The following is a 24,914-nucleotide window of genomic DNA, read 5'->3' on the forward strand; positions in this document are numbered from 1 at the left end:
CTCTGACGCAGAGTTCGTGAACGGCCGGAGGCAGTGTCACCGAAGCGGTGGCACTGCCTCCGGTACTATTGGCGGACGCTCGGTTCATCCCCATTGGCAGCGGGGGGTTTGTGAGGCGCAAGTGTCGGGAAATCGACAAAGCGCTGAGGCAAACTCGCCGGCCTCGGCCCAACCCGCCAAATGTTCGCGGGGCAGGTGTACGCGGGTATCGGGTGATGCGACGATGGACCACATGGGGGACGGTGTACGGCGGTTGACAAGCCGTACACCCCGACGCGCCCCCGGCGAACGGCGCGACACTCGGGGGGAGCGGGAGTCGGCATGAAGCTGATCGGCAGGAACTCGCCAGAACTCGGCCCCGCCCGCCTGCACGGCGACGAGGCCGTCACACCCGTACCCGTTTCCGCGCCGGTGCCCGCGCAGCGCAGCAGCGCGCTGACGCAGGAGCGCTCGTACGGGCCGGAGAGCCTGGTCCATGTCCCGGTGCCTCAACTACCGGGCCGCTACTCCTCCGCAGCCACTCCTACCCAGCCGGACGCCGTGAACAACGCGGCGTGCGCGGTCAATGCCGACTTCGAGAACCTGAGCTTCGAGACCGAGCTCGCCGCCCGCGAGTCCGCCGCGCTGGAGACCCGGCACCGCGCCGCCGCCGACGCGGGCGACCCGAACGCGGCCAGCCAGCTCGGCGCGCTGCTGCTGCGCCGCGGCGAACTCGACGACGCCGAGCCGTACCTGCGCAAGGCCGCCGCGGCCGGGCTGCGGGCCGCCGCCAACAACCTCGGTGTCCTGCTGCATCAGCGCGGCCACCGCGCCGAGGCGGGCCAGTGGTGGCGGCAGGCCGCCGTGGCCGGCAGTGCCCCCGCCGCGCACGCGCTCGGCCTGCATCTGCGCGACCACGGCGAGGAGGAGGCCGCCGAGTACTGGCTGCACTTCGCCGCCGAGCAGGGGCACGCCCTGGGGGCGTACGCGCTGGGCGACCTGATGGAGCATCGGCGCGACGTGCGCGCCGAGCGCTGGTTCAAGGCCGCCGCCGACGCCGGTCACCGCGAGGCCGCCTACCGGCTGGCCCGGATGCGCGAGGCGGCCGGCGACAAGGACAGCGCCGAGACCTGGTACCGCACTGCGGCCGTCCGCAGCCACGGCCGGGCCGCGCTGCGCCTGGGTGTGCTGGTGGAGGAGCGCGCGCAGGGCGACCAGGCGCTGTGGGACGAGGCCGCGCGCTGGTACCGGCAGTCCGCGCAGAACGGCGAGCCGCGGGCGGCCTGCGCGCTGGGCTTCATGCTGCGCGACGCCGGTGATCCGGCGGCCGCCGCCGAGTGGTGGCAGGAGGCCGCCGAGGCGGGCGACGGCAACGCCGCCAACGCGCTGGGCGCGCAGCACGCGAGCCGGGGCGAGGACGCCGCCGCCGAGCGCTGGTACCGCGTCGCGCTCGACGCGGGCGACCACAACGGCGCGTTCAACCTCGGCCTGCTCTGCGCGGGCGCGGGGCGCGAGGCGCAGGCCGAGCAGTGGTACCGCCGGGCCGCCTACGCCGGGCACCGGGAGGCCTGCAACGCGCTGGCCGTCGTGCTGCTGCAGCGCGGCGACGAGTCCGGCGCCGAGCCGTGGTTCTCCAAGGCCGCCGAGGCCGGCAGCGTGGACGGCGCCTTCAACCTGGGCGTGCTGCACGCCGGTCGGGGCGAGCAGCAGCAGGCCCAGGAGTGGTACGCCCGGGCGGCCGCCGAGGGCCACGGCGAGGCGGCGCTGCAGCTCGCGGTGGTCAAGGAGCAGCGCGGCGACCTGCCGGCCGCGCTGGTCCGCTACCGCCAGGCTGCCCTCGGCGGCTCCGCCGAGGGCGCCTTCCGGCTCGCCTCGCTGCTGGACCGGCGCGGGGACGTCGAGGCCGAGGCCGAGCACTGGTACGCGATCGCGGCCGACGCCGGCCACGCCCGCGCCCAGGTGCGGATGGGCGTGCGGGCCGCCGACCGCGGCGCGATGGAGATCGCGGAGAGCTGGTACCGGCGCTCCGCCGAGGGCGGCAGCCGCAGCGGCGCGTTCAACCTGGGCCTGCTGCTGGCCCGTCAGGAGCGTGAGCCGGAGGCGATGCTCTGGTACACCCGGGCGGCCGACGCAGGGCACGGGCGGGCCGCGCTGCGCCTCGCCCTGCTGGCACTGCGCCGCGGCGAGCCCGTCCAGGCCGAGAACTGGTGCCGCCGGGCGGCCGACTACGGCCCGGCCGAGGTGGCCGAGCGCGCGGCCCGGCTGCTGGACGCGCTGCACCCGGAGATGACGGCCTGACGGCCGAGCCGGGTCAGCGGCAGTCCTGTCGGCAGTCCGGCCTGTCGGCAGTCCGGCCTATCGGCAGTCCGGGCAGAGGCCGCGGTAGGTGATCTCGGCGCCCGAGAGGACGAAGCCGAAGCGCTCGTCGGTGGGGAGCGCGGCGAGCGGGTCGCCGGCCGGGTGGACATCGCGGATCGTGCCGCACCGGGAGCAGATCAGGTGCTGGTGCGAGTGGTGCGCGTTGGGGTCGTACCGCTTGGCGCGGCCGTCCGTGCTGACCTCCAACACCTCGCCGAGGACCACGAGTTCGCCGAGCGTGTTGTAGACCGTCGCGCGGCTGATCTCCGGTAGCCGGGAGACCGCGCGGGCGTGCACCTCCTCGGCGGTGAGGTGGACGTGGTCGCCGTCGAGCACCTCGGCCACGACGCGCCGCTGCGCGGTCAGTCGCCAGCCTCGTCCGCGGAGTCGTTCCAGCAGGTCACTCATGGGATACAGGGTAGCAAGTTCTTAACTTGGTTCCAGTATTGACTTAGACAATGTCCAAGCTAGGATCGGGTCCACAGGTACGAACGGATGACGCGGAAGGTGCTCCCATGACTGCCCAGGACGAGCAGCGCCCAACCTTGACCACCGAGGCCGGCGCTCCCGTGGCCGACAACCAGAACACCGCCACCGCCGGTGTCGGCGGCCCGGCCCTCATCCAGGACCAGCTGCTCTTCGAGAAGCTCGCGCACTTCAACCGGGAGCGCATCCCGGAGCGCGTGGTGCACGCCCGCGGCGCGGCCGCCTACGGCACCTTCACGCTGACCGCCGACGTGAGCGCCTACACCCGGGCCGCGTTCCTCTCCGAGGTGGGCAAGCAGACCGAGACCTTCCTGCGCTTCTCCACGGTGGCCGGCAACCTCGGCTCGGCCGACGCGGTCCGCGACCCGCGCGGCTTCGCGCTGAAGTTCTACACCGAGGAGGGCAACTACGACCTCGTCGGGAACAACACCCCGGTGTTCTTCATCAAGGACGCCATCAAGTTCCCGGACTTCATCCACACCCAGAAGCGCGACCCGTACACCGGCTCGCAGGAGGCCGACAACGTCTGGGACTTCTGGGGCCTGTCGCCCGAGTCGACCCACCAGGTGACCTGGCTCTTCGGTGACCGCGGCATCCCGGCCACCTACCGCCACCTCAACGGCTACGGCTCGCACACCTACCAGTGGCAGAACGAGGCCGGCGAGTACTTCTGGGTCAAGTACCACTTCAAGACCGACCAGGGCATCAAGAACCTGACCGCCGACGAGGCGGCCGTGCTCGCGGGCACCGACCCCGACTCGCACCAGCGCGACCTGCGCGAGTCCATAGAGCGCGGCGAGTTCCCGAGCTGGACCGTCCAGGTGCAGATCATGCCGGCGGCCGACGCGGCGAACTACCGCTTCAACCCGTTCGACCTGACCAAGGTCTGGCCGCACGAGGACTACCCGCCGCTGGAGATCGGCAAGTTGGAGCTCAATCGCAACCCCGACAACGTCTTCGCCGAGGTCGAGCAGTCGATCTTCTCCCCGGGCCACTTCGTGCCGGGCATCGGCCCGTCCCCCGACAAGATGCTGCAGGGCCGGCTCTTCGCCTACGCGGACGCCCACCGCTACCGCGTCGGCATCAACGCCGACCACCTGCCGGTGAACCGCCCGCACGCCGCCGAGGCGCGCACCAACAGCCGCGACGGCTACCTCTACGACGGCCGCCACGGCCGCCAGAAGAACTACGAGCCGAACAGCTTCGGCGGCCCGGTCGAGACCGGCCGCGCGCTCTGGTCGGCGACCCCCGTCTCCGGCGAGACCGGCACCCACGAGGCGCCCTCGCACCGCGAGGACAGCGACTTCGTGCAGGCGGGCAACCTCTACCGGCTGTTCAGCGAGGACGAGAAGAGCCGCCTGATCGAGAACCTGGCCGGCTTCATCGCCAAGGTCTCGGCCGACCGCGACGACATCGTCGAGCGCGCGATCGACAACTTCCGCCAGGCCGACGCCGATTACGGCCGCCGCCTGGAGGCCGCGGTGCGCGAGCTGCGCAAGCAGCAGTAGCCACCGCACCCCTCAAGACCGCGGGCCCCGGGACCAGTCCACCGCACTGGTCCCGGGGCCCGCACCCAATTCCCGGGCTCAGACGCTCAGTCGGCGCAGGGCCTCCGCGTGCAGCAGGCCGTTGGACGCGACGGCGTCGGCCCCGCCCGGCCCGTCCACGCCGTCCAGACCGGTGAACCGCCCGCCGGCCTCCTGCACCACGATGCACGGCGCCGCCATGTCCCACAGGCTCAGCTCCGGCTCGGCGGCGATGTCCACCGCGCCCTCGGCGAGCATCATGTACGACCAGAAGTCCCCGTACGCGCGGGTGCGCCAGCAGGCCCGGGTGAGGTCCAGGAACGGGTCGAGCCGACCGCGCTCCTCCCAGCCGGTCAGCGAGGAGTACGACAGCGAGGCGTCCTCCAGCCGCTCGACCCGCGAGACGTGGATCCGCGAGGCCTTCGCCAGACTGCGCCCGGCGTACGCGCCCAGCCCCTTGGCGGCCCACCAGCGCCGGTGCAGGGCCGGCGCGGAGACGATGCCGACGACCGGCTCCTCCTCGCCGTTCGGGCCGATCTCGAGCAGCGCGATCAGGGTGGCCCAGACCGGGACACCGCGGATGTAGTTCTTCGTCCCGTCGATCGGGTCGATCACCCAGCGCCGCGGTCCCGTCCCGACCAGGCCGTACTCCTCACCCATCACCGCGTCCCGCGGCCGGGCCCGCTGGAGCACGCTGCGCACCAGTTCCTCGGCGGCCTTGTCGGCATCGCTGACGGGGGTGAGGTCGGGCTTGGTCTCGACCTTGAGGTCCAGCGCCCGGAAGCGTTCCAGGGTGATCGAGTCGGCCGAGTCGGCGAGGACATGGGCGAGGCGGAGATCGTCGTGGTAGTCGGCCATGCCTCGAACAGTAGCGATCCGCCCGCGATCGTGACAGTTCGGCTCGCACGTCGGACACGCCTTGGCAGGTCAGTGGCCGGAGCCGCTCAGTTGGAGGCCGACCACGCCGGCGATCACCAGGCTGATCGAGACGAGCTTCAGGGCCGAGCTGGACTCGTGCATCCAGATCATTCCGTAGATCGCGGTGCCGGCCGCGCCGATGCCGGTCCAGACCGCGTAGGCGCTGCCCACCGGGAGGGTCTTCAGGGAGAGGGTGAGCAGGCCGAAGCTGCTGAGGGCGAAGAGCGCGAAGGAGATGGTGGGGACGAGCCGGGTGAAGCCGTGGCTCAGCTTGAGGTTGATCGCGAAGCCGGTCTCCAGCAGCCCGGCGAGGACGACCAGCAACCATGCCATCGGCTCGTCTCCCTGATCCGACCGGGCGTCGGGTGTGATCAGCCGACGTGTCTATGATCACCGGTCAGCAGCGATCCGACACCTCGTGGACCGCTCACTCGACCTCGCGCCCCTCCTGCTCGGGGGCCTCCAGCTCGCGGGCCTCGCGGGAGGCGAACAGCCGGCGCAGCGAGTACAACCGGGCCTGGTCGGCGTGGCCGTCGGCGACCCAGGCGTCCAGCGCGCAGTCCTTCTCGTCGTGGCTGCAGGCGCGCGGGCAGTCCACGGTGCCCGGCTCCAGGTCGGGGAAGGCGTGGATCACCCGGGACGGGTCGATGTGCGAGAGGCCGAACGAGCGGAAGCCCGGGGTGTCGATCACCCAGCCCGGGTCCAGCGCCTTCTTGGAGCCCGGCTTGGCCCCCGGCGGCGGGGGCAGCCGCAGGGCCAGCGCCGAGACGGTGGTGTGCCGCCCGCGCCCGGTCACCGCGTTGACCACGCCGGTGCTCCGCTGGTGCAGCGGCACCAGGGCGTTGACCAGGGTGGTCTTGCCGACGCCGGAGTGCCCGATGAAGACCGTCGAGCGCCCGCGCAGGTACTCGCGGACCGCTTCGGCGCCGGCGGTCGCCAACTCGTCCTGCCGGGTGACCACATAGGAGATGCCGAGCGGCGCGTACGACTCCAGCAGCGGCGCCGCCGAAGCGAGGTCGGCCTTGGTGAGCACCAGCAGCGGCTCCATGCCGGCGTCGTAGGCCGCCACCAGGCAGCGGTCGATCAGCCGGGGCCGCGGCTCCGGGTCGGCCAGCGCGGTGACGATGGCCAGCTGCTGGGCGTTGGCGACCACGATCCGCTCGTACGGGTCGTCGTCGTCCGCCGTGCGCCGCAGCACCGAACTGCGCTCCTGGACCCGGACGATCCGGGCCAGCGTGTCCGGCTCGCCGGAGAGGTCGCCGACCATGCTGACGACATCGCCGACCACCACGCCCTTGCGGCCCAGCTCGCGCGCCTTCATCGCGACGACCTCGCGCTCGCGCTTGGTGCCCGCCTCGACCAGGCAGGTCAGCCGGCCGCGGTCGACGGTGAGCACCATCGCCTCGTCGGCGTCCTCGTGCTTGGGCCTGATCCGGGTCCGCGGCTTGGAGCCCTTGCGGCCCGGGCGGTTGCGGATGTCGTCCTCGTCGGCGTCCTTGCCGTAACGGCGCATGTCCTCGTACTCCCGCTCAGACGCCCGCCGCCGCCGATGGATCGAGCAGGTCGGTCCACATCTGCGGGAAGTCGGGCAGGGTTTTGGCGGTGGTGGCCACGTTCTCCACCTGGACGCCGGGGACGGCCAGGCCGATCACCGCGGCGGCGGTGGCGATCCGGTGGTCCTCGTAGGTGTGGAAGACGCCACCGCGCAGCGGGCGGGGGCGGATCCGCAGGCCGTCCTCGGTCTCCGAGACGTCGCCGCCGAGGTCGTTGATCTCCTTGGCCAGCGCGGCCAGCCGGTCGGTCTCGTGCATCCGCAGGTGGGCGATGCCGTAGAGGTGCGACTCGGAGTCGGCCAGCGCGGCGACGGCGGCGATCACCGGGGTGAGCTCGCCGACGTCGTGCAGGTCGACCTCGATGCCGTGGATGCGGCCGCTGCCGGTGAACTCCAGGCCCTCGTCGGTGCTGTGCTGATTCACAAACTGGTGGCTGCCGCCCATCCGGGAGAAGATCTCGCGCAGCTGGTCACCGGGCTGGGTGGTGTGCTGGGGCCAGTCGCGGACCGTCACCCGACCGCCGGTCACCAGGGCCGCGGCGAAGAACGGCGCGGCGTTGGAGAGGTCCGGTTCGACCACGATGTCCCGGCCGATCAGCGCGCCGGGGGTGACCCGCCAGACGTCCTTCTCGCCGCCGTCCTCGGGGGCGTCCACCTGGACGCCGGCCAGGCGCAGCATGTCGACCGTCATCCGGATGTGCGGCAGCGAGGGCACCGGGCCGCCGATGTTGCGGACCTCCACACCCTGGTTGTAGCGGGCGCCGGAGAGCAGCAGGGCGCTGACGAACTGGGAGGAGGACGAGGCGTCCAGCTCGACCGTCCCGCCGTCCAGCGCGCCGGTGCCGTGCACGGTGAGCGGGAAGCCGCCGCGGCCGCCGTCATCGATCCGGGCACCCAGTGCGCGCAGCGAGTCGATCACGCCGTGCTGCGGCCGCTCGTAGCTGCGCGGGTCGCCGTCGAAGTGCACCGGGCCGTCGGCGAGTACCGCCAGCGGGGGCAGGAAGCGCATGACCGTGCCGGCGTTGCCCACGTCCACCTGGGCCGGGCCGCGCAGCTGGCCGGCCGGGATGACCCGCCAGGCCTCGCCGCCGCCGCTGCCGCCGCTGGTGTTGTTGACCTGCTCCTCGATGCCGACGCCGAGCGCTCGCAGGCCGTCGGCCATCAGCTGGGAGTCGCGGCTGCGCAGCGGCCGGCGCACCCAGCCGGGCTCGGAGGCCAGCGCGGCCAGCACCAGGGCCCGGTTGGTGACGGACTTGGAGCCGGGGATGGTGACGGTCGCGTCGACGGCGGCCGTCGCGACGGGGGCGGGCCACAGGGTCTCGGTCATGCGGCCAGTTTAGGGGGGTGGGCCCGGGGTGCTTGGCGTGCGGTCGAGGTGTGGGATGCCTCAGTGCAGGAGCTGGCTGCCGCCGGCCAGCAGGCAGGACAGCGCTACCACCAGGAAGAGCGTCACCCAGAGCAGCGCGCTGACGCCGGTGAGCCGGGCCAGCTGGTCGGCGTCCGAGTCGCGGGCACCGCCGCGCCGGCGCTTGCTCTGCAGCTCGACGACCGGGCGCACCCCCGCGAGCAGCAGGAACCAGACGCCGAGGTAGGCGAAGCCGGCCTGGAGCTGGGCGCTGCCGTACCAGGAGACGGCGAAGAAGGCGGCGCCGGTGAGGACGACCGAGAGCAGTCCGAAGGCGTTCCTGATCATGATCAGGATGGCGGCCAGCAGCGCGATCGAGATCCACAGCAGCGCGGTGATCCGCCCGTCGGCGAGCAGCGCCGCCCCGCCCAGGCCCAGCAGCGAGGGCGCGACATAGCCGGCCGCGGCGGTCAGGATCATGCCCGGGCCGTGCGGCCGGCCGGAGGAGACGGTCAGTCCCGAGGTGTCCGAGTGCAGCCGGATGCTGTCCAGCCGGCGGCCGGTCAGCAGGGCGATCAGGCCGTGGCCGCCCTCGTGCGCGATGGTCACCACGTTGCGGCTCACCCGCCAGACCGGGTGCGGCAGTATCGCCAGCAGGGCGACCCCGGCGCAGGCCAGGACCAGCCAGCGGGGCGGGTCCGGCTGGGTGCCGAGGACGCGCTGCCAGACGGCGCTGGCGGTGTGGTCGTTCATGATCTGTCCTGAGGGGCCGGTGGCGGGGAGGAGGGCAGCCTCCCACGGAGCTCTTAGGGAGGGACAGCCGGACGGCGGTGCTCGGTTCCCGGACAGCGCCCGGCCCGCGGATCGGCCCATGGGAAACTGACCGGCATGTGTGGTCGATTCGCGGCGAGCACCCAGCCGCAGGACATCGTCGAGCTCTTCGGCGTGCACCAGTGGGACCCGGTGGAGACCATCGCGCCGAGTTGGAACGTGCCGCCGACCGCTCCCGTGCACGCCGTGCTGGAGCGGATACCCAGCGGCGGGTCCGCGCCGGTGCGCCAGCTTCGGGTGCTGCGCTGGGGGCTGGTGCCCGCCTGGGCGAAGTCGCCGGAGTCGGCGGCGAAGATGATCAACGCGCGGGCCGACACCGTGCACGAGAAGCCCTCCTACCGGCAGGCCTTCGCCTCGCGCCGCTGCCTGCTGCCGGTGGACGGCTACTACGAGTGGCAGACCGCCCCCAGCGAGACCCGGCCGCGCAGGCAGCCGTACTTCGTCAGCCGGGTGGACGGTGCCCCGCTGGCGCTGGCCGGGATCTACGAGTTCTGGCGCGACCGCAGCCGGCCCGCCGACCACCCGGAGGCCTGGCTGGTGACCTGCGCGGTGCTGACCACCGAGGCGGAGGAGCTGCTCGCGCCGATCCACGAGCGGATGCCGCTGTACCTGGAGCCGAGTGCCTTCGACAGCTGGCTCGACCCCGCGCTCTCGGACGCCGACGAGGCGCGCTCGCTGCTGGTGGCGCCCGATCCGGGCCTGCTGAAGGTCGTGCCGGTCTCGGCCGCGGTGGGCAGCATCCGCAACAATCGTCCCGGGCTGACCGAGCCGGTCACGCCCGAGGAGGAAGGACTGCTCTTCTGATGGCCGACGCGATGCTCGACGCCCGGATGGTCTCCACCCCGGTCGGGGAGGCCCGGATCAGCTGGCACCGGCCGGTCGGCCCGGCGAAGGCGGTACTGGGCCTGGGGCACGGTGCGGGTGGCGGGATCGAGGCGCCCGACCTGGTGGCGCTGGCCGCCGCGCTGCCCGCGCACGGGGTCGCGGTCGGGCTGGTCGAGCAGCCCTGGCGGGTCGCCGGTAAGAAGATCGGACCGGCCCCCAAGACGCTGGACCTCGCCTGGCTGCCGATCGCCGAGCAGCTGGCGGCCGAGGGCCTGCCGCTGGTGGTAGGCGGCCGCAGCGCGGGGGCCCGGGTGGCCTGCCGTACGGGCGCGGCGAGCGGGGCGGTGGCCGTGCTGGCGCTGGCGTTTCCGCTGCACCCGCCCGGCCGCCCGGAGCGCTCCCGGGCCGAGGAGCTGCTGGGCACTGGGCTGCCGACGCTGGTGGTGCAGGGCGGGGCGGACCCGTTCGGCGCACCGGCCGAGTTCCCGGCGCTGCCGCCGGGCCACCGGCTGGTCGAGGTGCCGCGCGGCGGGCACGGCTTCGCGGTGCCGAAGTCGGCCCCGCTCGGGCGGGCCGAGGTGCTGGAACTGATCACCACCGCGGTGGCCGGCTGGCTGGCGGAAACCGTCCTGTCGTGAACGGCCGGGAATGCGGTTGCGCTAACGCGGGTTTACCCCTTCGTCAGCACTGATCCGACACGGAAAGGCAGCACACATGGGTTCGATCGTGTGCCCGGAGCGGCCCGAGGAGCGATGCGCGCAGAGCGCCTTCGTCCCGTGGTCGGATTGGATTGCCGCGGGTGAGAAGTCCGCAGGCCCGATATCCTCGGTGGCGGGCGGGTTCATGGTGAACCCGGCCCGTGGCGCAGAGGAGGTGGGTCCGGTCGTCGCGACCGAGGACGAGCCGAACGCAGGGCTGGCCGGGCACGAAGAGGCTCCGTCGGCTGCCAGGGCGGATGCCGATCCGCTGACCGGCGATGAGCTGGCGGAGGCGATCGGCGAGGACACCTTCCGGGTGTCCTCCGACGAGACCGAGGAGGCCCGGCGGGGACGCTTCGAGCGTGACGCCCTGGGCTACCTGGACCCGATGTACTCGGCCGCGCTGCGGATGACCCGCAACCCGGCCGACGCTGAGGATCTGCTGCAGGAGGCGTTCGCCAAGGCCTACGCCTCCTTCCACCAGTTCCGCGAGGGCACCAACCTCAAGGCCTGGCTGTACCGGATTCTGACCAACACCTTCATCAACTCGTACCGCAAGAAGCAGCGGGAGCCCCAGCGCACCGCTGCCGAGGAGATCGAGGACTGGCAGCTGGCCCGGGCCGAGTCGCATATGTCGACCGGTCTGCGCTCGGCCGAGACCCAGGCCCTGGACCACCTGCCGGACAGTGACGTGAAGGACGCCCTGCAGGCGATCCCCGAGGAGTTCCGCATCGCGGTCTACCTCGCGGACGTCGAGGGCTTCGCCTACAAGGAGATCGCCGACATCATGGGAACCCCCATCGGTACGGTGATGTCCCGGCTGCACCGAGGCCGCCGCCAGCTGCGGGGCATGCTGGAGGACTACGCCCGCGAGCGCGGACTGGTCCCGGCGGGCAGCGGGGCCGGGAGCGAGTCGAAAGGCACGGGCTCATGAGCTGCGGAGGTCCGCACGACACGGACTGCGGCGAGGTGCTTGATCACCTGTACGAGTTTCTGGACAACGAGATGGCCGAAGGGGACTGCGCCAAGCTGCGGCAGCACTTCGACCAGTGCTCGCCCTGCCTGGAGAAGTACGGTCTTGAGCAGGCCATCAAGGCACTGATCAAGCGCTCGTGCGGCTGCGACGACACGCCGTCCGATCTGCGCAGCAAGGTGCTGGCCCGGATCGACAGCATCCGGGCCGGCCAGCGGACCGGCGGTGGGCCGCTGGTGTCGGTGGAGGGCTCCGGCGCGGGCCATGGGGACGCTGGGCTGCTGGCCGCCGGGCCGATGGCGGCGGCGCCCGCCGAGTAGGTTCAGCCGATCGTGCGGAGGGTCCTGGAGCACCGGTGCTCCGGGGCCCTTCCGTATGTCCGGCTGCATGTCCGGTCATTCCAGCGACCTCACCCGATCGGGTGAGCGTGCCCAGTGCCGGCCCGGGTATTGCGCGATGACGGGTTGCGAGCGGTGAGCTGACCCCTATTCTCCTGACGGGTATTCACCCGACGGGCTCGCGCAGTCCGCGGGTCATCGACCCGGCCGCCGGACGGGCCCTGTGGTGGGGAGGCTGAGATCGCTGTCGCACGCGGGGGCCGGGCGCTCCCTGACCGGACATCCGCGCGGCTCCCCGGAGCGGCGCTGGCCTATGTCGTCCTGATCCTGGTCGCGGCGGGCTGCTCGCTGCTCCCGCTGCTGCCCGGGACCGGGCTGCCCGGCTGGCTCGGCGCGCCGGTGGACTGGCCCAAGATCGTGCTGCTGGCCTTTCTGCACGCGTGCTGGGAGTCGGTGGCGCAGGGGCTGCCCACGCCCTGCCTGCGGATGGCGCGGCGGATCTGGGGCCTCGGGCGGCGGCTGGGCGCCCGGGGCACCGCCGCCCAGCGGGAGGCCGAGCCTCGGGCGCCGATGCGGCCGACCGCCAACGCCTTTCTGCCGGTGCTCTTCGCCGGGGTGCTGATGCTCCCGCCGGCGGCGGCCGCGCTGGTCGCCCTGCCGGCCGCGCTGACCGGCGAGGCCGCCGCGCCGCAGCTGCTGCGCCGGCTCTGGAACGCCGCCCAGTTCGCGCTGGCCGCCTGGTGCGCGGCCTGCCTCTTCCAGCTGATGGGCGGCCCCCGGCTGCTGCTCGGTGCCCGCTACCCGGCCGCGCTGCTCCCGCCGCTGATCGCCGTCCTGACGTTCTGCCTGGTCAACGGCGTGCTGGTGGCCGGCATCCGGCTGCTGGCCGACCAGCTGCCACTGCTCGACCTGTGCCGCGGCGCGCTCTCCGTGCTGGGCCTGCCGGCATTCGGCCACGCGCTCGGCGGGCTGATGGTGGCGGTGCTCTGGCAGGGGCCGTACGGCGCGTTCGCGGCAGTGCTCGCGCTGCTGCCGCTCTCCATCTCGGCCTGGGTCTTCGCCCAGGGCCACCGGGAGCGGGTCGCGCACCAGGCCACCGTGGAGGCGCTGGTCCAGGCGGTGGAGATCAAGGACGCGTACACCCGCGGACACAGCGAACGGGTGGGCCGGGCGGCCGTGCTGATCGCCACTCAGCTCGGGATGGCGGGGGAGCGGCTGCGCACGCTGCGCTTCGCCGGCATCCTGCACGACGTCGGCAAGCTCGGCGTGGCCACCGAGTTGCTGCGCAGAAACGGTCCCCTCAGCGAGGCGGAGCGGCGGGCGGTGGAGGTGCACCCGGAGTACGGGCACGAGCTGGTGCGCGGTATCGAGTTCCTCGGTGAGGCGCACGCCGGGATCCTGCACCACCACGAGCGGATGGACGGGCGCGGCTACCCGCACGGGCTGGCCGGCGAGCGGATCCCGGAGTTCGCCCGGATCATCGCGGTGGCCGACGCCTTCGACTCGATGACCTCCACCCGCTCCTACCGGCGCGGCCGACCGGTCGGCGAGGCCTTCGCGGAACTGCGGCGCTGCGTCGGGAGCCAGTTCGACCCGGCGATGGTGGACGCGCTGGTGACGGCGGTCGGGCGGCACGGCTGGCAGCCGGTCCTCCCGGCGGTCGACGAGGGCGCGGCGGCGGTACCGGACATCCCGCTCGGGGTGCCGGAGCCGTCCCGCCGGCTGCGGGCCGGTGGCTCGTGAGCGCGCCGGCGCGATGGCCGCGCGTGACGGGGGCCCGGGCCGTCTCGGGAGCCGGTGGCGCGGCGGCGGTGCAGGCGGCGGCGCTGGTGCTGCTGGCCGTGGCGGTCACCTCGGTGCTGGTCGACGGGCCCGCCGATCCGCGGGTGGCGGTGGTCTTCACGGTGCTGATCGCGGTGGGCGAGGCCGCGCGGATCGGCCATCCGGGTGGCCGCGAGCGGGCTCCGCTCGGGGCGGCCGTGGCGCTCGCGTACGCGCTGCTCGGGCCGCTGCGCGGGCTGCCGACGGCGCACGGGGCGCTCCAGGTGGTGGCCGTCTGCGGCGCCGGGCTGGCCGGCGGGGTGCTGCTGCGGTTCGTCGTGCCCCAGCTGCGCGGCCGGTCGGACGGTGAGGGCAGCGTGCCGCGGCCCAGAGCGGGTGCCCGCCGTGCGATGCCGCCCACGGCGCCGCGCCGCCGCCGCAGCCCGGGCCTGCTGCGGCACCGGCTGCCCGCGGCGCCCGGCCGGGACGCGGCCGCCCGCCGGCTGCTCTCGGTGGCCTTCGCCGCGCTGCTCTTCCAACCGCTCTACAACAGCGGCGCGCTGGACCGCCTCCCGCTGGCCGGCCCCGCCTACGGCGTCTTCCTGACGGCGGTGGCGGCGCTCGCCGCGCTGTGCGACGCGGTGCTCGCCGCCTTCCAGCAGCGTGCCCGCAGCTGCCTGGCGCTGCCGTGCGGCGCGGGCGTCGGCCGCCGTTTCGGCGCGGTCCTGGAGGACGAGCTGCGCGCGCTGCCCGGCATCGGCTCCGCGATCGCCGCCACCGGGATGCTGGTCAGCCTGACGGCCGGAGAGGTGGGCCTGTGGGCGCTGCCGGTGTTCTGCGCGCCGCTGCTGCTGGCCCAGGCCTCGTTCCGGCGGGCCGCCGCGATCCGGGCCACGTACGGGCAGACCATCGCCACGCTGGCCCGTGCCACCGAGGTGGCCGGTTACACGGCGCCCGGCCACGCGCGCAGGGTCGCGGACACCGCGTGCGCGCTCGGCCGCGAGCTGGGCCTGAGCTCCCGGGAGCTCGCCCTGCTGGAGCATGCCGCCCTGATGCACGACATCGGCCAGCTCTCGCTGGTCGAGCCGATCCCGGACGGCGCCACCGCCACCCTCCCGGACGCCGAGCAGCAGCGGATCGCCCGGCTGGGCAGCGAGGTGATCCGGCACAGCGGCGTCCCGGCGCAGGTCGCCGAGCAGGTCGCCAGGCTGGCCGACCCGCTGCGCGGCCCGGACGGCCGTACCGACCGGACGCTGCCGCTGGCCGCGCGGATCATCCGGGTGGCCAACGCCCACGACGACCTGCTCGACCGCTCCGCACCGGGCGACCGGGCCCGGGTGCTGGCCGAGCTGAAGGCGCAGAGCAGCCAGGCCTACGACCCCGCGGTGGTGGCGGCGCTGGCCCGGTTGGGACCGGATCGGACCCGGTACTCCCGGGTGGTACCGCCCGGGCGGAGCCGGCCCGGCGGCGGCGCGGGGCGGGGGCGCACGTGAACCACCGTGCGGGAAGCGGACCCTGCCGCTGCCGTGGTTGGATGCGGTCGTAGCGTGGAACACCCGATCCGGGGCCTCCGTGTCCCCGGCCCCGGCCGACTCGGCCGGACAGGCCGGTTGCCGGCACCGGGGCCGGGAGCGGGAACCGTGCGGGACGCGGGTCGGCCGGCCCTGGCAGCACGCGCCAGGAGCGGCCCGACTCCCAGCAGGATTTCAGCAGGACCTAGCGGACAGGCGGCAGGGCAACGTGAAGATCTTCCACCGGGCACGGCACCGGCCGTCCGCCACCTGGCGGCAGACGACCGACCGCGCCTTCACGCTGATCGGAAACGGGCGCTACGAGGACGCCGGCGCTCTCCTGGTGATGGCCGCCGACCTGGAGCCGTGGCTCTCCGACTCCTGGTTCAACCTGGCCCTGCTGCACAAGTTCCGACGGGACTGGGAGCAGGCCAGAGCGGCCGGGCTGCGCGCCGTCGCGCTGCTGGACCGCGACCACGGCGCCCCCGACTGGTGGAACCTGGGCATCACCGCCACCGCCCTGCAGGACTGGCCGCTGGCGCGCCGGGCCTGGCAGGCGTACGGCCTGCGGCTGCCCAGCGGCCCGGGCGCGGCGCCGGACGAGCCGGTCCGCCTCGACCTGGGCACCACCCCCGTCCGGCTCTCCCCGGAGGGCGAGTCCGAGGTGGTCTGGGGCCGCCGTCTCGACCCGTCCCGGGTCGAGGTGCTCTCTATCCCGCTGCCCTCCTCCGGCCGGCGCTGGGGCGAGGTGGTGCTGCACGACGGGGCGCCGCACGGCGAGCGGGTGGCCAACGGGGCGGCGTTCCCGGTCTTCGACGAGATCGAGCTGTGGGCGCCCTCGCCGGTGCCGACGTACGTGGTGCTGCTGCAGGCCGCCACCGAGGCCGACCGGGACGCGCTGGAGCGGCTGGTCGCCGAGGCGGGCTATGCGGCGGAGGACTGGACGTCCTCGGTCCGGCTGCTCTGCCGGGCCTGCTCGGAGAGCCGGATGGTCACCGACGACGGCCGTACCGTGCACCACGACCCGCACGACGACGGCGACGAGGCCCACCCCGGTCACCTCAGCCACCTCAGCCAGGGCAGCGGCGGGATGGCCTGGCTGGCCGAGCGGGAGTGCGGCATCGCGGCGCCCGCCGGTCTTGTCCGGTTGCTGCTGGACCGCTGGGCGGCGGCCTCGCCCTCCACCCGGGCCTATCGCGACCTCGAAGAGGTCTGCTGATCACGCTCCGCTCGGTAAGGACCGGTGGCGCTGTCGGGGCCGTACGCTAGGGGCTGTCACCCGGAGAAGTCCTAGAAAGCGACAGCAGCGATGGCCGATCAGCACGACCACGAGCACGATCACGCGCATGACCACGAGCACGACGGCGGTGGCGAGGCGCCCGCCAAGGTGATCGGCGAGGAGCCCGACCTCTCCCGGGGCACCGCACGCCCCATCACCGTGGTCGGCAACCCGGTCCTGCACCGCGAGTGCCGGACCGTCACCGCGTTCGACGCGGAGCTGGCGTCCCTGATCGACGACATGTTCGTCTCGATGTACGCGGCCGAGGGTGTCGGCCTGGCGGCCAACCAGATCGGCGTGGACGCCAAGGTCTTCGTCTACGACTGCCCGGACGACGACGGCGTGCGCCACATCGGCCATGTCATCAACCCGGTGCTCGAGGAGCTCGCGGTCGACCGCCGGACGCTGGACGACAGCACCGAGGGCTGCCTCTCCGTCCCCACCGCCTACGCCGAGTTGGCGCGCCCGGACTTCGCCGCGGTGACCGGCCAGGACAAGGACGGCAACCCGATCCGGGTCGAGGGCACCGGCTTCTTCGCCCGCTGCCTGCAGCACGAGACCGACCACCTGTTCGGCTTCCTCTACATCGACAAGCTCTCCAAGCGGGACCGCAAGGACGCACTGCGGCAGATGGCGGAGGGCACCGCCAAGTACGCCACCGTGCCCAACAGCTGACGCGAAATCATCGTTTCGCGGCGGAAAACCGCCCTCCCCTAGATCCACTTCGATGGCATTCTGATGATCGCAAAATTATGCGGATCAGAGAACCGCGAGGGCTCGCAGCAACTGCGGGCCCTCGCGGCGTTTGAAGGGGGAACTGACATGCTCAGTAAGGGAATCGGACGTTGGAGACAGCGGGCCGTCGGTGTTCTGCTCACGGCCGCCGGCCTGGCCGGCACCGTGGCCGTCGGAGCACCCGCGGCGGTGGCGGCGGCCACCCCGCCCAGCAGCGCACCGAGCACCAACGCGACCGCGCGAGGCTTCGAGACCTGCGCGGCGCCGGACCTCACCACCATGAGCACCTGGGCGGCGAGCTCGCCGTACAAGGCGGTCGGCATCCACATCGGGGGCCCCTCGCAGGCCTGCGCGCAGCCCAATCTGACACCGGCCTGGGTCACCAGTGTGGCGGCGGGGGGCTGGGCCCTCATGCCGATCTACAGCGGCCACCAGGGCAGCAGCGGCACGGCGCTGCTGCCGACCGACGTGGGCGCCGCGCAGCAGCAGGGCACCACCGACGCCGACGACGCGATCGCGAAGGCGTCCGCCCTGGGCCTCGGCACGGGCAGCGTGATCTACCTGGACGTGCAGGCCTACACCCCCGCCACCCAGCCCCAGGTGATCAAGTACCTGGTGGGCTGGACCCGGGAGCTCCAGACCGGCGGATACCGCTCCGGCGTGCACGGTGACGCGACCGGTGTGGTCACGGACCTGGAGGCGGCCGACACCGGCTCGTTCCCGGAGCCGGACGTCATCTGGTCGCGCAACCTGAACGGCACCCAGACCACCGGCGACGCGGCCACCGGGCTGCTCGGCCCGACCTACTGGCCGGTCGGCGGGCGGGTCCACGAGTACGCCGACAGCCAGAGCGAGACCTACGGCGGCGCCACCCTCACCGTCAACGACAGCTACCTGGACGTCACTTCCAAGGCCTTCAGCTCGCCGATCGCGACCGGTTCGCGGCTCGACGGCGGGATGAGCGTGAGCAGCACGAGCATGACGCTGACCATGGGCACCGACGGCAACCTGGTGCTCTACGCGATCGTGGGCCCCACCGGCCAGATCGCCGCGGTGTGGGACTCGAACACGGTCGGCAACCCCGGCGCGTACCTGGTCATGCAGACCGACGGCAACCTGGTGGTCTACAAGCCGGGCGGCAACTCGAGTACCGGTAACGCGATCTGGTCCAGCTCCACCTGGAGCACTCCCGGCACCTACGCCGCCGTGCAGGACGATGGCAACTTCGTGGTCTACAAGGCGGGCGGCGGCGACGGCCTGGGCGGCTCGCTGTGGAGCACCAGGACCGAGGCGGTGCCGAACACCATCAACCCGGGCGGCACCCTGGCCGACGGCCAGTGGACCCAGGGCGCCCTGACCAAGCTGATCATGCAGGCCGACGGCAATCTGGTGATCTACCGCAAGTCGGACGGCGTGCCGATCTGGTCCACCCAGACGAACAACAACCGCGGCGACTACGCGATCATGCAGACCGACGGCAACCTCGTGGTCTACAAGGCGGGCGGCAGCAGCAGCACCGGCGGTGCGCTCTGGGACAGCAAGACCTACTACAACCCCGGTGCCTACCTGGTGATGCAGGACGACGGCAACCTGGTGATCTACAAGCAGGGCGGAACCTCGGCCAACGGCGGCTTCCTCTGGGCGAGCGGGACCTACAACGCGGCATAGCCGAACGGGGTCGGTCCCGGCGGCGGTTGCCGCCGGGACCGACCCCGTCTGACGTGCCTAGAAGTCGTCGTCGAAGGCGACCGAGCCCTCGACGGCCACCTGGTAGGCGGAGACCCGGCGCTCGAAGAAGTTGGTCAGCTCCTGGACGTTCTGCAGCTCCATGAAGCCGAACGGGTTGGTCGAGCCGTACCGGATCGGCATGCCGAGGCGGGCCAGCCGCTGGTCGGCGACGGCCTGCAGGTACTCGCGCATGGACGCGGTGTTCATCCCGGGCAGGCCCTCGCCGCAGAGGTCCTGGGCGAACTGGAGCTCGGCCTCGACGGCCTCCTCCAGCATCTCGGTGACCTGCTTGGCCATCGCGTCGTCGAAGAGGTCGGGCTCCTCCTCACGGACGGTGTCGACCACCGACATCGCGAAGTCCATGTGCATGGACTCGTCGCGGAAGACCCAGTTGGTGCCGGTCGCCAGGCCGTGCAGCAGACCGCGGCTGCGGAACCAGTACACGTACGCGAAGGCGCCGTAGAAGAACAGCCCCTCGACGCAGGCCGCGAAGCAGATCAGGTTCAGCAGGAACGCGCGGCGGTCGTCCTTGGACTGCAGCGAGTCGATGTGGTCGACCGCGTTCATGTACTTGAAGCAGAACTGCGCCTTCTGGTGGATGGAGGGGATGTTCTCCACCGCGGCGAAGGCCGCGTTGCGGTCCTCCGGGTCGGGCAGGTAGGTGTCGAGCAGCGTCAGATAGAACTGGACGTGCACGGCCTCCTCGAACAGCTGCCGGGACAGGTAGAGCCGCGCCTCGGGCGAGTTGATGTGCTTGTAGAGGCTCAGCACCACGTTGTTCGAGACGATCGAGTCACCGGTCGCGAAGAAGGCGACCAGCCGGCCGATCATGTGCCGCTCGCCGTCGCTGAGCTTGGCGAGGTCGGCGACGTCGGAGTGCAGGTCCACCTCCTCGACGGTCCAGGTGTTCTTGATCGCGTCGCGGTAGCGGTCGTAGAAGGACGGGTAGCGCATCGGACGCAGCGTCAGCTCGAAGCCCGGGTCGAGCAGCATCTTCTCGCGGCCGGGGGTCTCGGGGGTGTTGCTCACTGGCAGGCCTCGCAGGACTCGGGGTTCTCCAGGGAGCAGGCGAGCGCTGCCTCCTCCTCCGGGGTGAGGGCGGTCGGGGTGGCCACGGACACCGGCGCGGGGGCGGCGGCGCGGGCGCTGCTCGACGCGGCCTGGGCGATCCGGGTGGCCGGGCGCGAGCGCAGGTAGTAGGTGGTCTTCAGACCGACCTTCCAGGCGTACGCGTACATCGAGCTGAGCTTGCCGATGGTCGGCGCGGCCATGAAGAGGTTCAGCGACTGGCTCTGGTCGATGTACGGCTGCCGGGCGGCGGCCAGGTCGATCAGCGCGCGCTGCGGCAGCTCCCACGCGGTGCGGTAGAGCGAGCGCACCTCGGCGGGCAGCCAACCCAGCTCCTGGACCGAGCCGTTGGCCTCGCGCAGCGCGTCCCGGGTCTGCGCGTCCCAGACGCCCAGCTCCTTCAACTCGCGGACCAGGTACGGGTTGACCTGGAGGAACTCGCCGGAGAGGGTCTCCCGCTTGAAGAGGTTGGAGACCTGCGGCTCGATGCACTCGTAGACGCCGGCGATCGAGGCGATGGTCGCGGTCGGCGCGATGGCGAGCAGCAGCGAGTTGCGCAGGCCGGTGCGGGCGATCGTGGCGCGCAGCGCGTCCCAACGGTCCGCCCACTGCGGGGCGGTGGCGAAGTGGTCGATGTGCAGCTGGCCGCGGGCGGCGCGGGTCTCGCCGTACGCCTCGTGCCGGCCCAGCTGCTCGGCGAGCTCGCTGGAACGCTCGTAGGCGACCAGCATGATGCGCTCGGCGATCAGCGTGGAGAGCTGCTTGGCCTCGGCGGAGTCGAAGTCCAGCCGGAGCTGGAAGAAGACGTCCTGGAGGCCCATCACGCCCAGGCCCACCGGGCGCCAGCGCGAGTTGGAGGTGCCGGCCTCGGTGGTCGGGTAGAAGTTGATGTCCACCACGCGGTCCAGGAAGGTCACCGCGGTGCGCACGGTGGCGTCCAGGCGCTCCCAGTCCATCGCGTCGATCAGGTTCTCGGCGGTGGCGGTGGCGGAGACGTGCGCGCCCAGGTTGACCGACCCGAGGTTGCAGACGGCGGTCTCGGAGTCGTCCGTGACCTCCAGGATCTCCGTGCAGAGGTTGGACGAGTGGACCGTGCGGCCCGGCAGCGCGGTCTGGTTGGCGGCGCGGTTGGAGGCGTCCTTGAAGGTCATCCAGCCGTTGCCGGTCTGCGCCAGGGTGCGCATCATCCGGGCGTAGAGGGTCTGCGCGGGGATGCTGCGGACGGCCTTGCCGGCTGCCTCGGCCTTCAGGTAGGCGGCGTCGAACTCCTCGCCCCACAGGTCGACCAGCTCGGGGACGTCGGCCGGGGAGAACAGCGACCAGTCGGTGCCGGCGTTCACCCGGCGCATGAACTCGTCCGGGATCCAGTGCGCGAGGTTGAGGTTGTGGGTACGCCGCGCCTCCTCACCGGTGTTGTCACGCAGCTCGAGGAACTCCTCGATGTCCGCGTGCCAGGTCTCCAGGTAGACGCAGGCCGCGCCCTTGCGGCGGCCGCCCTGGTTGACGGCGGCGACCGAGGAGTCCAGCGTCCGCAGGAACGGCACGATGCCGTTGGACTTGCCGTTGGTGCCGCGGATCAGCGAACCGCGCGAGCGGATCCGGGAGTAGGAGAGGCCGATGCCGCCGGCGTGCTTGGAGAGCCGGGCGATCTGCGCGTAGCGCGAGTAGATCGAGTCCAGGTTGTCCAGCGGCGAGTCCAGCAGGTAGCAGCTGGACATCTGCGGGTGCTTGGTGCCCGAGTTGAAGAGCGTCGGGGAGGACGGCAGGTAGGAGAGCGCGCTCATCAGCGCGTACAGCTCGGCGATCTCGCGCACCGACTGCTCGTTGTCGCCGACCGCCAGACCACAGGCGACCCGGAGCATGAAGTGCTGCGGGGTCTCGATCACCTTGCGGGTGATCGGGTGGCGCAGCAGGTAGCGGGACTGCACGGTGCGCAGGCCGAAGTACTCGAAGCGGTCGTCGCCCTGCTGGTCGATCAGGGCGTCCAGCGCGTCGGCGTGCTTGGCGACGAAGTCGGCGGTCGAGGTGCCGATCAGGCCCTCGGCGTGGCCGACCGCGATCGAGGCGGCGAAGCAGACCGCGCCCTGGCCGATCGCCTCGTCGGAGATCTCCTGGGCGAGCAGGCGGGCGGCCAGCTTCGAGTACTGCGGGTCCTCGGCGATCATCGACGCGGCGGCCTCCACGGCCAGCCCGCGCAGCTCCGCGAAGTCGGAGCCGGCGTTGCGGCCGCGCAGTGCGGCGGCGGCGACGTGGCCGGGGTCCACCTGGGGGAGGTCGCTGCTGCGGTCCGTCAGCAGCCGCAGGAGTGCTGCTCCGGGGTCCGACTTGGTGGCGGGGTCGGAGCTGGATCCCTGGGCGGGCAGGGTGACTGAGGCAGCGGTGGTCAAGGCGCTCTCTCCTGGCGACGACGAACGGGCCCCTCCCACTGGAAAGCGGGTTGTCCGACAGGCAGACGGGAGGGCTGACACCGGGCCGGCGCGGGGCAGGGCAGGGGAGCGCGGCGCGCCCACTCGAACGGTGGCGCGCAACGGCGGCATCCCCGGCCCACCCGCGAGGCCCGGACACACAAAGCTCGTGCGGCAAGGCTTCTGCGGGGAAGCCGTGTGGCACACCGTCGGCAGGTAATCGGACTTGCGGCGGATGGTGCACCGACCGCTCACCGCTGCGGGGCAGCCCCGGATTCACACCGGGTTCCCCTGCTTCGACAGCGAGAGTGAGCATACATGTAGTGCCACCCATCGAGTGCAGCACCACATGTAGTGTTGCGTGCTGTATCGGGGCCAATACCAGATCGGGACGCCGCCGGGTGTTGGAGGGGCTGTAGCGGGGCTGTGGAGGGGCTGCGGATGCCTGGATTTCCGGTGCCTCGGGGCCGTTCGCGGGCCTCTCCCGGGCCTCTGTCGGGCCGTGTCAGAAGGTCAGGCTGTACACCCACAGCTCAATGTCCGGCCGGGGGCGCCAGTCGCGCTCGGGGGTGCGGAGGAAGCCGACCCGCTCGTAGATCCGGTGGGCGGCGGACATCGCCGGGCGTGTCGAGAAGGCCATCCCGGTGAGGCCGAGCTCGCGGCTGCGGGCGACGCAGGCGCGCACCAGGGACTCGCCGACGCCGCGGCCCCGGGCGTCCGCAGCGGCGGCCAGCATCCGGATCTCGCCCTCCTGCGGGGTGGCGATGTCGGCCCACTCGGTGCCGCCCACGGCGAAGGTCACACAGCCGAGGACTCGTCCGGCGGGACCGCGCGAGGTGTCGGCCGGGTCGACCGCGACGAGCAGCTCGGCCTCGGCGGCCCGGCGGCGGGCGTCGCGCAGGAGGGTGACGTACTCCGCGCCCGGCGGGGTGTGGCCGTCGCCGACGAAGGCCTCCACGGTCACCTCGCCCGCGGCGTCGAGGTCTTCGTCGAGTGCGGTGCGGATGAGGATGTCCATCGAACCAGTGTGCCAAGGCGCAGGTCGCGGGCGGCGGGGAGGGTGCGGTGGCGGGGGCGGCCGGTCCGGGTGGGCGGGGTCCGGGAGTGCGGGGTCCGGGTGGTCGGGGTCCGGGTGTGCGGGGTGGTGCCTAGGCTGTGGTGATCCGGAAGACGGGGTAGCCGGGCGCGATCCGCAGGAGTTCCGCGTCGGACGCGTTGGCGTCCACGCCCTGGAAGAAGGCGCCGACCTCGAACTTCCACCGCTTGAGGTAGGCGCGCAGCACGTCCGGCTTCTCCGCGTCGGTGAGCTCGGTGGCGTGGAAGGTCTCGCTGCGTCGGCCCAGGCGCAGCTCGCCGGTGCCGGTGACGCGCAGGTTGCGGACCCACTGGGTGTGACCGCGCGGGGCGACAAGGTAGCGGTTCCCGTCATGGCTGAGGACGTTGACCGGCGTGGTGCGCCACTCCCCGCTCTTGCGGCCCCGGACGGCCAGCACCCGCGAGCCCCAGAAGCTGAGACCGACCCGGGTGAGGGCCACCATCACCTGGTTGCTGAAACGCAGCGCGCGGCCGCCGGAGTAGATGTAGCGCGGTGCGTCGGGCTGTGACGCTGCGCCGTGGGACGTCGGGGTCGAGGACATCGCATGCTCCTTGGTGAGCAGTGAACGCATTCGAGAGCAGTGCTCTCGTTTCGATGCACTGAACTCTTCCACTGGCGGCGCCTCGAGTCAAGAGCACTGCTCTCGTTTGTGTGCACCGATATAATTCGTGTCTGCTGCTCTGATTTGTGGCAGGCTGTTCTCCATGGCAGCGATTCGAACCGCCCGGGAGCGGGCGCGCGAGGAACTCACCCGCGCGATCAAGGACGAGGCCCGACGCCAGCTCGGGATCGAGGGCCCGCAGCAGCTCTCCCTGCGCGCCGTCGCGCGCGACCTCGGCATGGCCTCCTCGGCGCTCTACCGGTACTTCCCGAGCCGCGACGATCTGCTGACCGCGCTCATCGTGGACGCCTACAGCGACCTGGCCGCAGCCGTCGACCGCGCGGTGGCGGCAGCATCGGAGATCGCGGCGGCGGCCCCGGGGCCCGCAGCGGCGGGGTCCACACAAGCGGGAGCGGCCGCTCGCGCCCGCTGGCGGGCGCTCAGCTCGGCCGTCCGCGACTGGGCCCGAGAGCACCCGCACGAGTACGCGTTGATCTACGGCACGCCGGTCCCCGGCTACCACGCGCCGCAGGAGACCATCGAGCTGGCGGTGCGCGTCCCGCTGGCCTTGCTCGACACGATCCGGCCGGCCGCCGGCCACCTGGAGGCGGCGCCCGGCCGCCCCGTGTCGGCCGGGCTCGCCGCCCAGTTGGCGCCGATCGCCGCCCAGTACGCTCCGGAGCTGCCGCAGACCGTGATCGCCCGGTCGATGGTCGCCTGGACGCAGCTCTTCGGCATGATCAGCTTCGAGCTCTTCGGGCACCTGGCAGGCTCGGCCGACCCGGCCGACGAGTTCTTCGCCCACGCGGTGGAGCAGATGGCGGACTTCATCGGCCTGCCCGACGTGAGGTAGCGCCCCTTCCCCCGCGCGCGCTCCGCATGGCACGGCACGATGGCACGG

General features: G+C 72.5%; 22 protein-coding genes and 1 riboswitch. Of the genes, 12 read left to right on the forward strand and 10 right to left on the reverse strand.

What is annotated here, in order from left to right; genetic code table 11:
- Nucleotides 1-321: 321 nt before the first annotated feature.
- Nucleotides 322-2,277 (forward strand): tetratricopeptide repeat protein, encoded by a 1,956-nt coding sequence (locus P3T34_RS24805; RefSeq protein ID WP_280668247.1) that lies wholly within the window; start codon nucleotides 322-324, stop codon nucleotides 2,275-2,277.
- A gap of 57 nt (nucleotides 2,278-2,334) precedes the next feature.
- Here the strand turns inward: P3T34_RS24805 and P3T34_RS24810 are convergent, their stop codons facing one another.
- Nucleotides 2,335-2,745 carry a Fur family transcriptional regulator gene (locus P3T34_RS24810; protein WP_280668248.1) on the reverse strand — a complete coding sequence of 137 codons (411 nt, stop codon included), beginning with the start codon at nucleotides 2,743-2,745 and terminating at the stop codon, nucleotides 2,335-2,337.
- A 107-nt stretch (nucleotides 2,746-2,852) separates the two neighbouring features.
- Here P3T34_RS24810 and P3T34_RS24815 point away from each other — a divergent pair, with 107 nt between their 5' ends.
- A complete protein-coding gene (locus tag P3T34_RS24815; protein WP_280668249.1) occupies nucleotides 2,853-4,331 on the forward strand; it encodes a catalase in 1,479 nt (492 codons plus the stop codon).
- Nucleotides 4,332-4,409: 78 nt separating this feature from the next.
- On the opposite strand, the gene hisN is transcribed toward P3T34_RS24815, so the two are convergent.
- The 5 genes from hisN to P3T34_RS24840 form a co-directional block, all read right to left on the reverse strand.
- Nucleotides 4,410-5,207, reverse strand: coding sequence for a histidinol-phosphatase (gene hisN, locus P3T34_RS24820; RefSeq protein WP_280668250.1), 798 nt, complete (start codon nucleotides 5,205-5,207; stop codon nucleotides 4,410-4,412).
- A 69-nt stretch (nucleotides 5,208-5,276) separates the two neighbouring features.
- Nucleotides 5,277-5,600, reverse strand: a complete 324-nt coding sequence (locus tag P3T34_RS24825; protein WP_280668251.1) for a multidrug efflux SMR transporter — start codon at nucleotides 5,598-5,600, stop codon at nucleotides 5,277-5,279.
- A 94-nt stretch (nucleotides 5,601-5,694) separates the two neighbouring features.
- Nucleotides 5,695-6,780, reverse strand: a complete 1,086-nt coding sequence (gene rsgA / locus P3T34_RS24830; protein WP_280668252.1) for a ribosome small subunit-dependent GTPase A — start codon at nucleotides 6,778-6,780, stop codon at nucleotides 5,695-5,697.
- Nucleotides 6,781-6,796: 16 nt separating this feature from the next.
- Entirely contained in the window at nucleotides 6,797-8,146 is a 1,350-nt protein-coding gene (aroA, locus tag P3T34_RS24835; RefSeq protein WP_280668253.1) for a 3-phosphoshikimate 1-carboxyvinyltransferase, read from the reverse strand.
- Nucleotides 8,147-8,206: 60 nt separating this feature from the next.
- Nucleotides 8,207-8,917, reverse strand: a complete 711-nt coding sequence (locus P3T34_RS24840; RefSeq protein ID WP_280668254.1) for a M50 family metallopeptidase — start codon at nucleotides 8,915-8,917, stop codon at nucleotides 8,207-8,209.
- A 135-nt stretch (nucleotides 8,918-9,052) separates the two neighbouring features.
- Between P3T34_RS24840 and P3T34_RS24845 the strand changes: the two genes are divergently transcribed.
- From P3T34_RS24845 to P3T34_RS24885, 9 genes are all read left to right on the forward strand, one after another.
- Nucleotides 9,053-9,799 carry an SOS response-associated peptidase gene (locus tag P3T34_RS24845; RefSeq protein WP_280668255.1) on the forward strand — a complete coding sequence of 249 codons (747 nt, stop codon included), beginning with the start codon at nucleotides 9,053-9,055 and terminating at the stop codon, nucleotides 9,797-9,799.
- The gene (locus tag P3T34_RS24850) at nucleotides 9,799-10,458 is read left to right on the forward strand and encodes an alpha/beta family hydrolase (protein ID WP_280668256.1); all 660 of its coding nucleotides are present in this window, start codon (nucleotides 9,799-9,801) and stop codon (nucleotides 10,456-10,458) included. Before P3T34_RS24845 ends, P3T34_RS24850 begins: the two co-directional genes overlap by 1 nt.
- A gap of 355 nt (nucleotides 10,459-10,813) precedes the next feature.
- A complete protein-coding gene (locus P3T34_RS24855) occupies nucleotides 10,814-11,452 on the forward strand; it encodes a sigma-70 family RNA polymerase sigma factor (RefSeq protein WP_348534758.1) in 639 nt (212 codons plus the stop codon).
- On the forward strand, nucleotides 11,449-11,811 hold the full coding sequence (rsrA, locus tag P3T34_RS24860) for a mycothiol system anti-sigma-R factor (protein WP_280668258.1): 363 nt from the start codon (nucleotides 11,449-11,451) through the stop codon (nucleotides 11,809-11,811). The genes P3T34_RS24855 and rsrA overlap by 4 nt, the downstream gene beginning before the upstream one ends.
- Before the next feature lie 417 nt (nucleotides 11,812-12,228).
- Nucleotides 12,229-13,572 (forward strand): HD-GYP domain-containing protein, encoded by a 1,344-nt coding sequence (locus P3T34_RS24865; protein WP_280668259.1) that lies wholly within the window; start codon nucleotides 12,229-12,231, stop codon nucleotides 13,570-13,572.
- 23 nt (nucleotides 13,573-13,595) lie between these two features.
- Nucleotides 13,596-15,083, forward strand: a complete 1,488-nt coding sequence (locus tag P3T34_RS24870) for an HD domain-containing phosphohydrolase (RefSeq protein ID WP_280668260.1) — start codon at nucleotides 13,596-13,598, stop codon at nucleotides 15,081-15,083.
- Between the two features lie 247 nt (nucleotides 15,084-15,330).
- Nucleotides 15,331-16,320: a hypothetical protein gene (locus P3T34_RS24875; RefSeq protein ID WP_280668261.1), complete on the forward strand. Its 990-nt coding sequence runs from the start codon at nucleotides 15,331-15,333 to the stop codon at nucleotides 16,318-16,320.
- A 90-nt stretch (nucleotides 16,321-16,410) separates the two neighbouring features.
- On the forward strand, nucleotides 16,411-17,055 hold the full coding sequence (gene def / locus P3T34_RS24880) for a peptide deformylase (RefSeq protein WP_280668262.1): 645 nt from the start codon (nucleotides 16,411-16,413) through the stop codon (nucleotides 17,053-17,055).
- Nucleotides 17,056-17,202: 147 nt separating this feature from the next.
- The gene (locus P3T34_RS24885; protein ID WP_280668263.1) at nucleotides 17,203-18,783 is read left to right on the forward strand and encodes a glycoside hydrolase domain-containing protein; all 1,581 of its coding nucleotides are present in this window, start codon (nucleotides 17,203-17,205) and stop codon (nucleotides 18,781-18,783) included.
- Between the two features lie 57 nt (nucleotides 18,784-18,840).
- On the opposite strand, the gene P3T34_RS24890 is transcribed toward P3T34_RS24885, so the two are convergent.
- The 4 genes from P3T34_RS24890 to P3T34_RS24905 form a co-directional block, all read right to left on the reverse strand.
- The gene (locus P3T34_RS24890) at nucleotides 18,841-19,836 is read right to left on the reverse strand and encodes a ribonucleotide-diphosphate reductase subunit beta (protein WP_280672361.1); all 996 of its coding nucleotides are present in this window, start codon (nucleotides 19,834-19,836) and stop codon (nucleotides 18,841-18,843) included.
- A 32-nt stretch (nucleotides 19,837-19,868) separates the two neighbouring features.
- Complete coding sequence (locus P3T34_RS24895; RefSeq protein ID WP_280672363.1) at nucleotides 19,869-22,274, reverse strand: ribonucleoside-diphosphate reductase subunit alpha; 2,406 nt, start codon at nucleotides 22,272-22,274, stop codon at nucleotides 19,869-19,871.
- 235 nt (nucleotides 22,275-22,509) lie between these two features.
- Nucleotides 22,510-22,665: riboswitch (cobalamin riboswitch) on the reverse strand.
- 156 nt (nucleotides 22,666-22,821) lie between these two features.
- The gene (locus P3T34_RS24900) at nucleotides 22,822-23,334 is read right to left on the reverse strand and encodes a GNAT family N-acetyltransferase (RefSeq protein WP_280668264.1); all 513 of its coding nucleotides are present in this window, start codon (nucleotides 23,332-23,334) and stop codon (nucleotides 22,822-22,824) included.
- Nucleotides 23,335-23,464: 130 nt separating this feature from the next.
- Nucleotides 23,465-23,854, reverse strand: a complete 390-nt coding sequence (locus P3T34_RS24905) for a nitroreductase family deazaflavin-dependent oxidoreductase (protein ID WP_280672365.1) — start codon at nucleotides 23,852-23,854, stop codon at nucleotides 23,465-23,467.
- Nucleotides 23,855-24,116: 262 nt separating this feature from the next.
- Here P3T34_RS24905 and P3T34_RS24910 point away from each other — a divergent pair, with 262 nt between their 5' ends.
- Nucleotides 24,117-24,866 (forward strand): TetR/AcrR family transcriptional regulator, encoded by a 750-nt coding sequence (locus tag P3T34_RS24910; protein ID WP_280668265.1) that lies wholly within the window; start codon nucleotides 24,117-24,119, stop codon nucleotides 24,864-24,866.
- Nucleotides 24,867-24,914: the final 48 nt, after the last annotated feature.

The organism is Kitasatospora sp. MAP12-44 (genome assembly GCF_029892095.1).
Lineage (GTDB): Bacteria > Actinomycetota > Actinomycetes > Streptomycetales > Streptomycetaceae > Kitasatospora.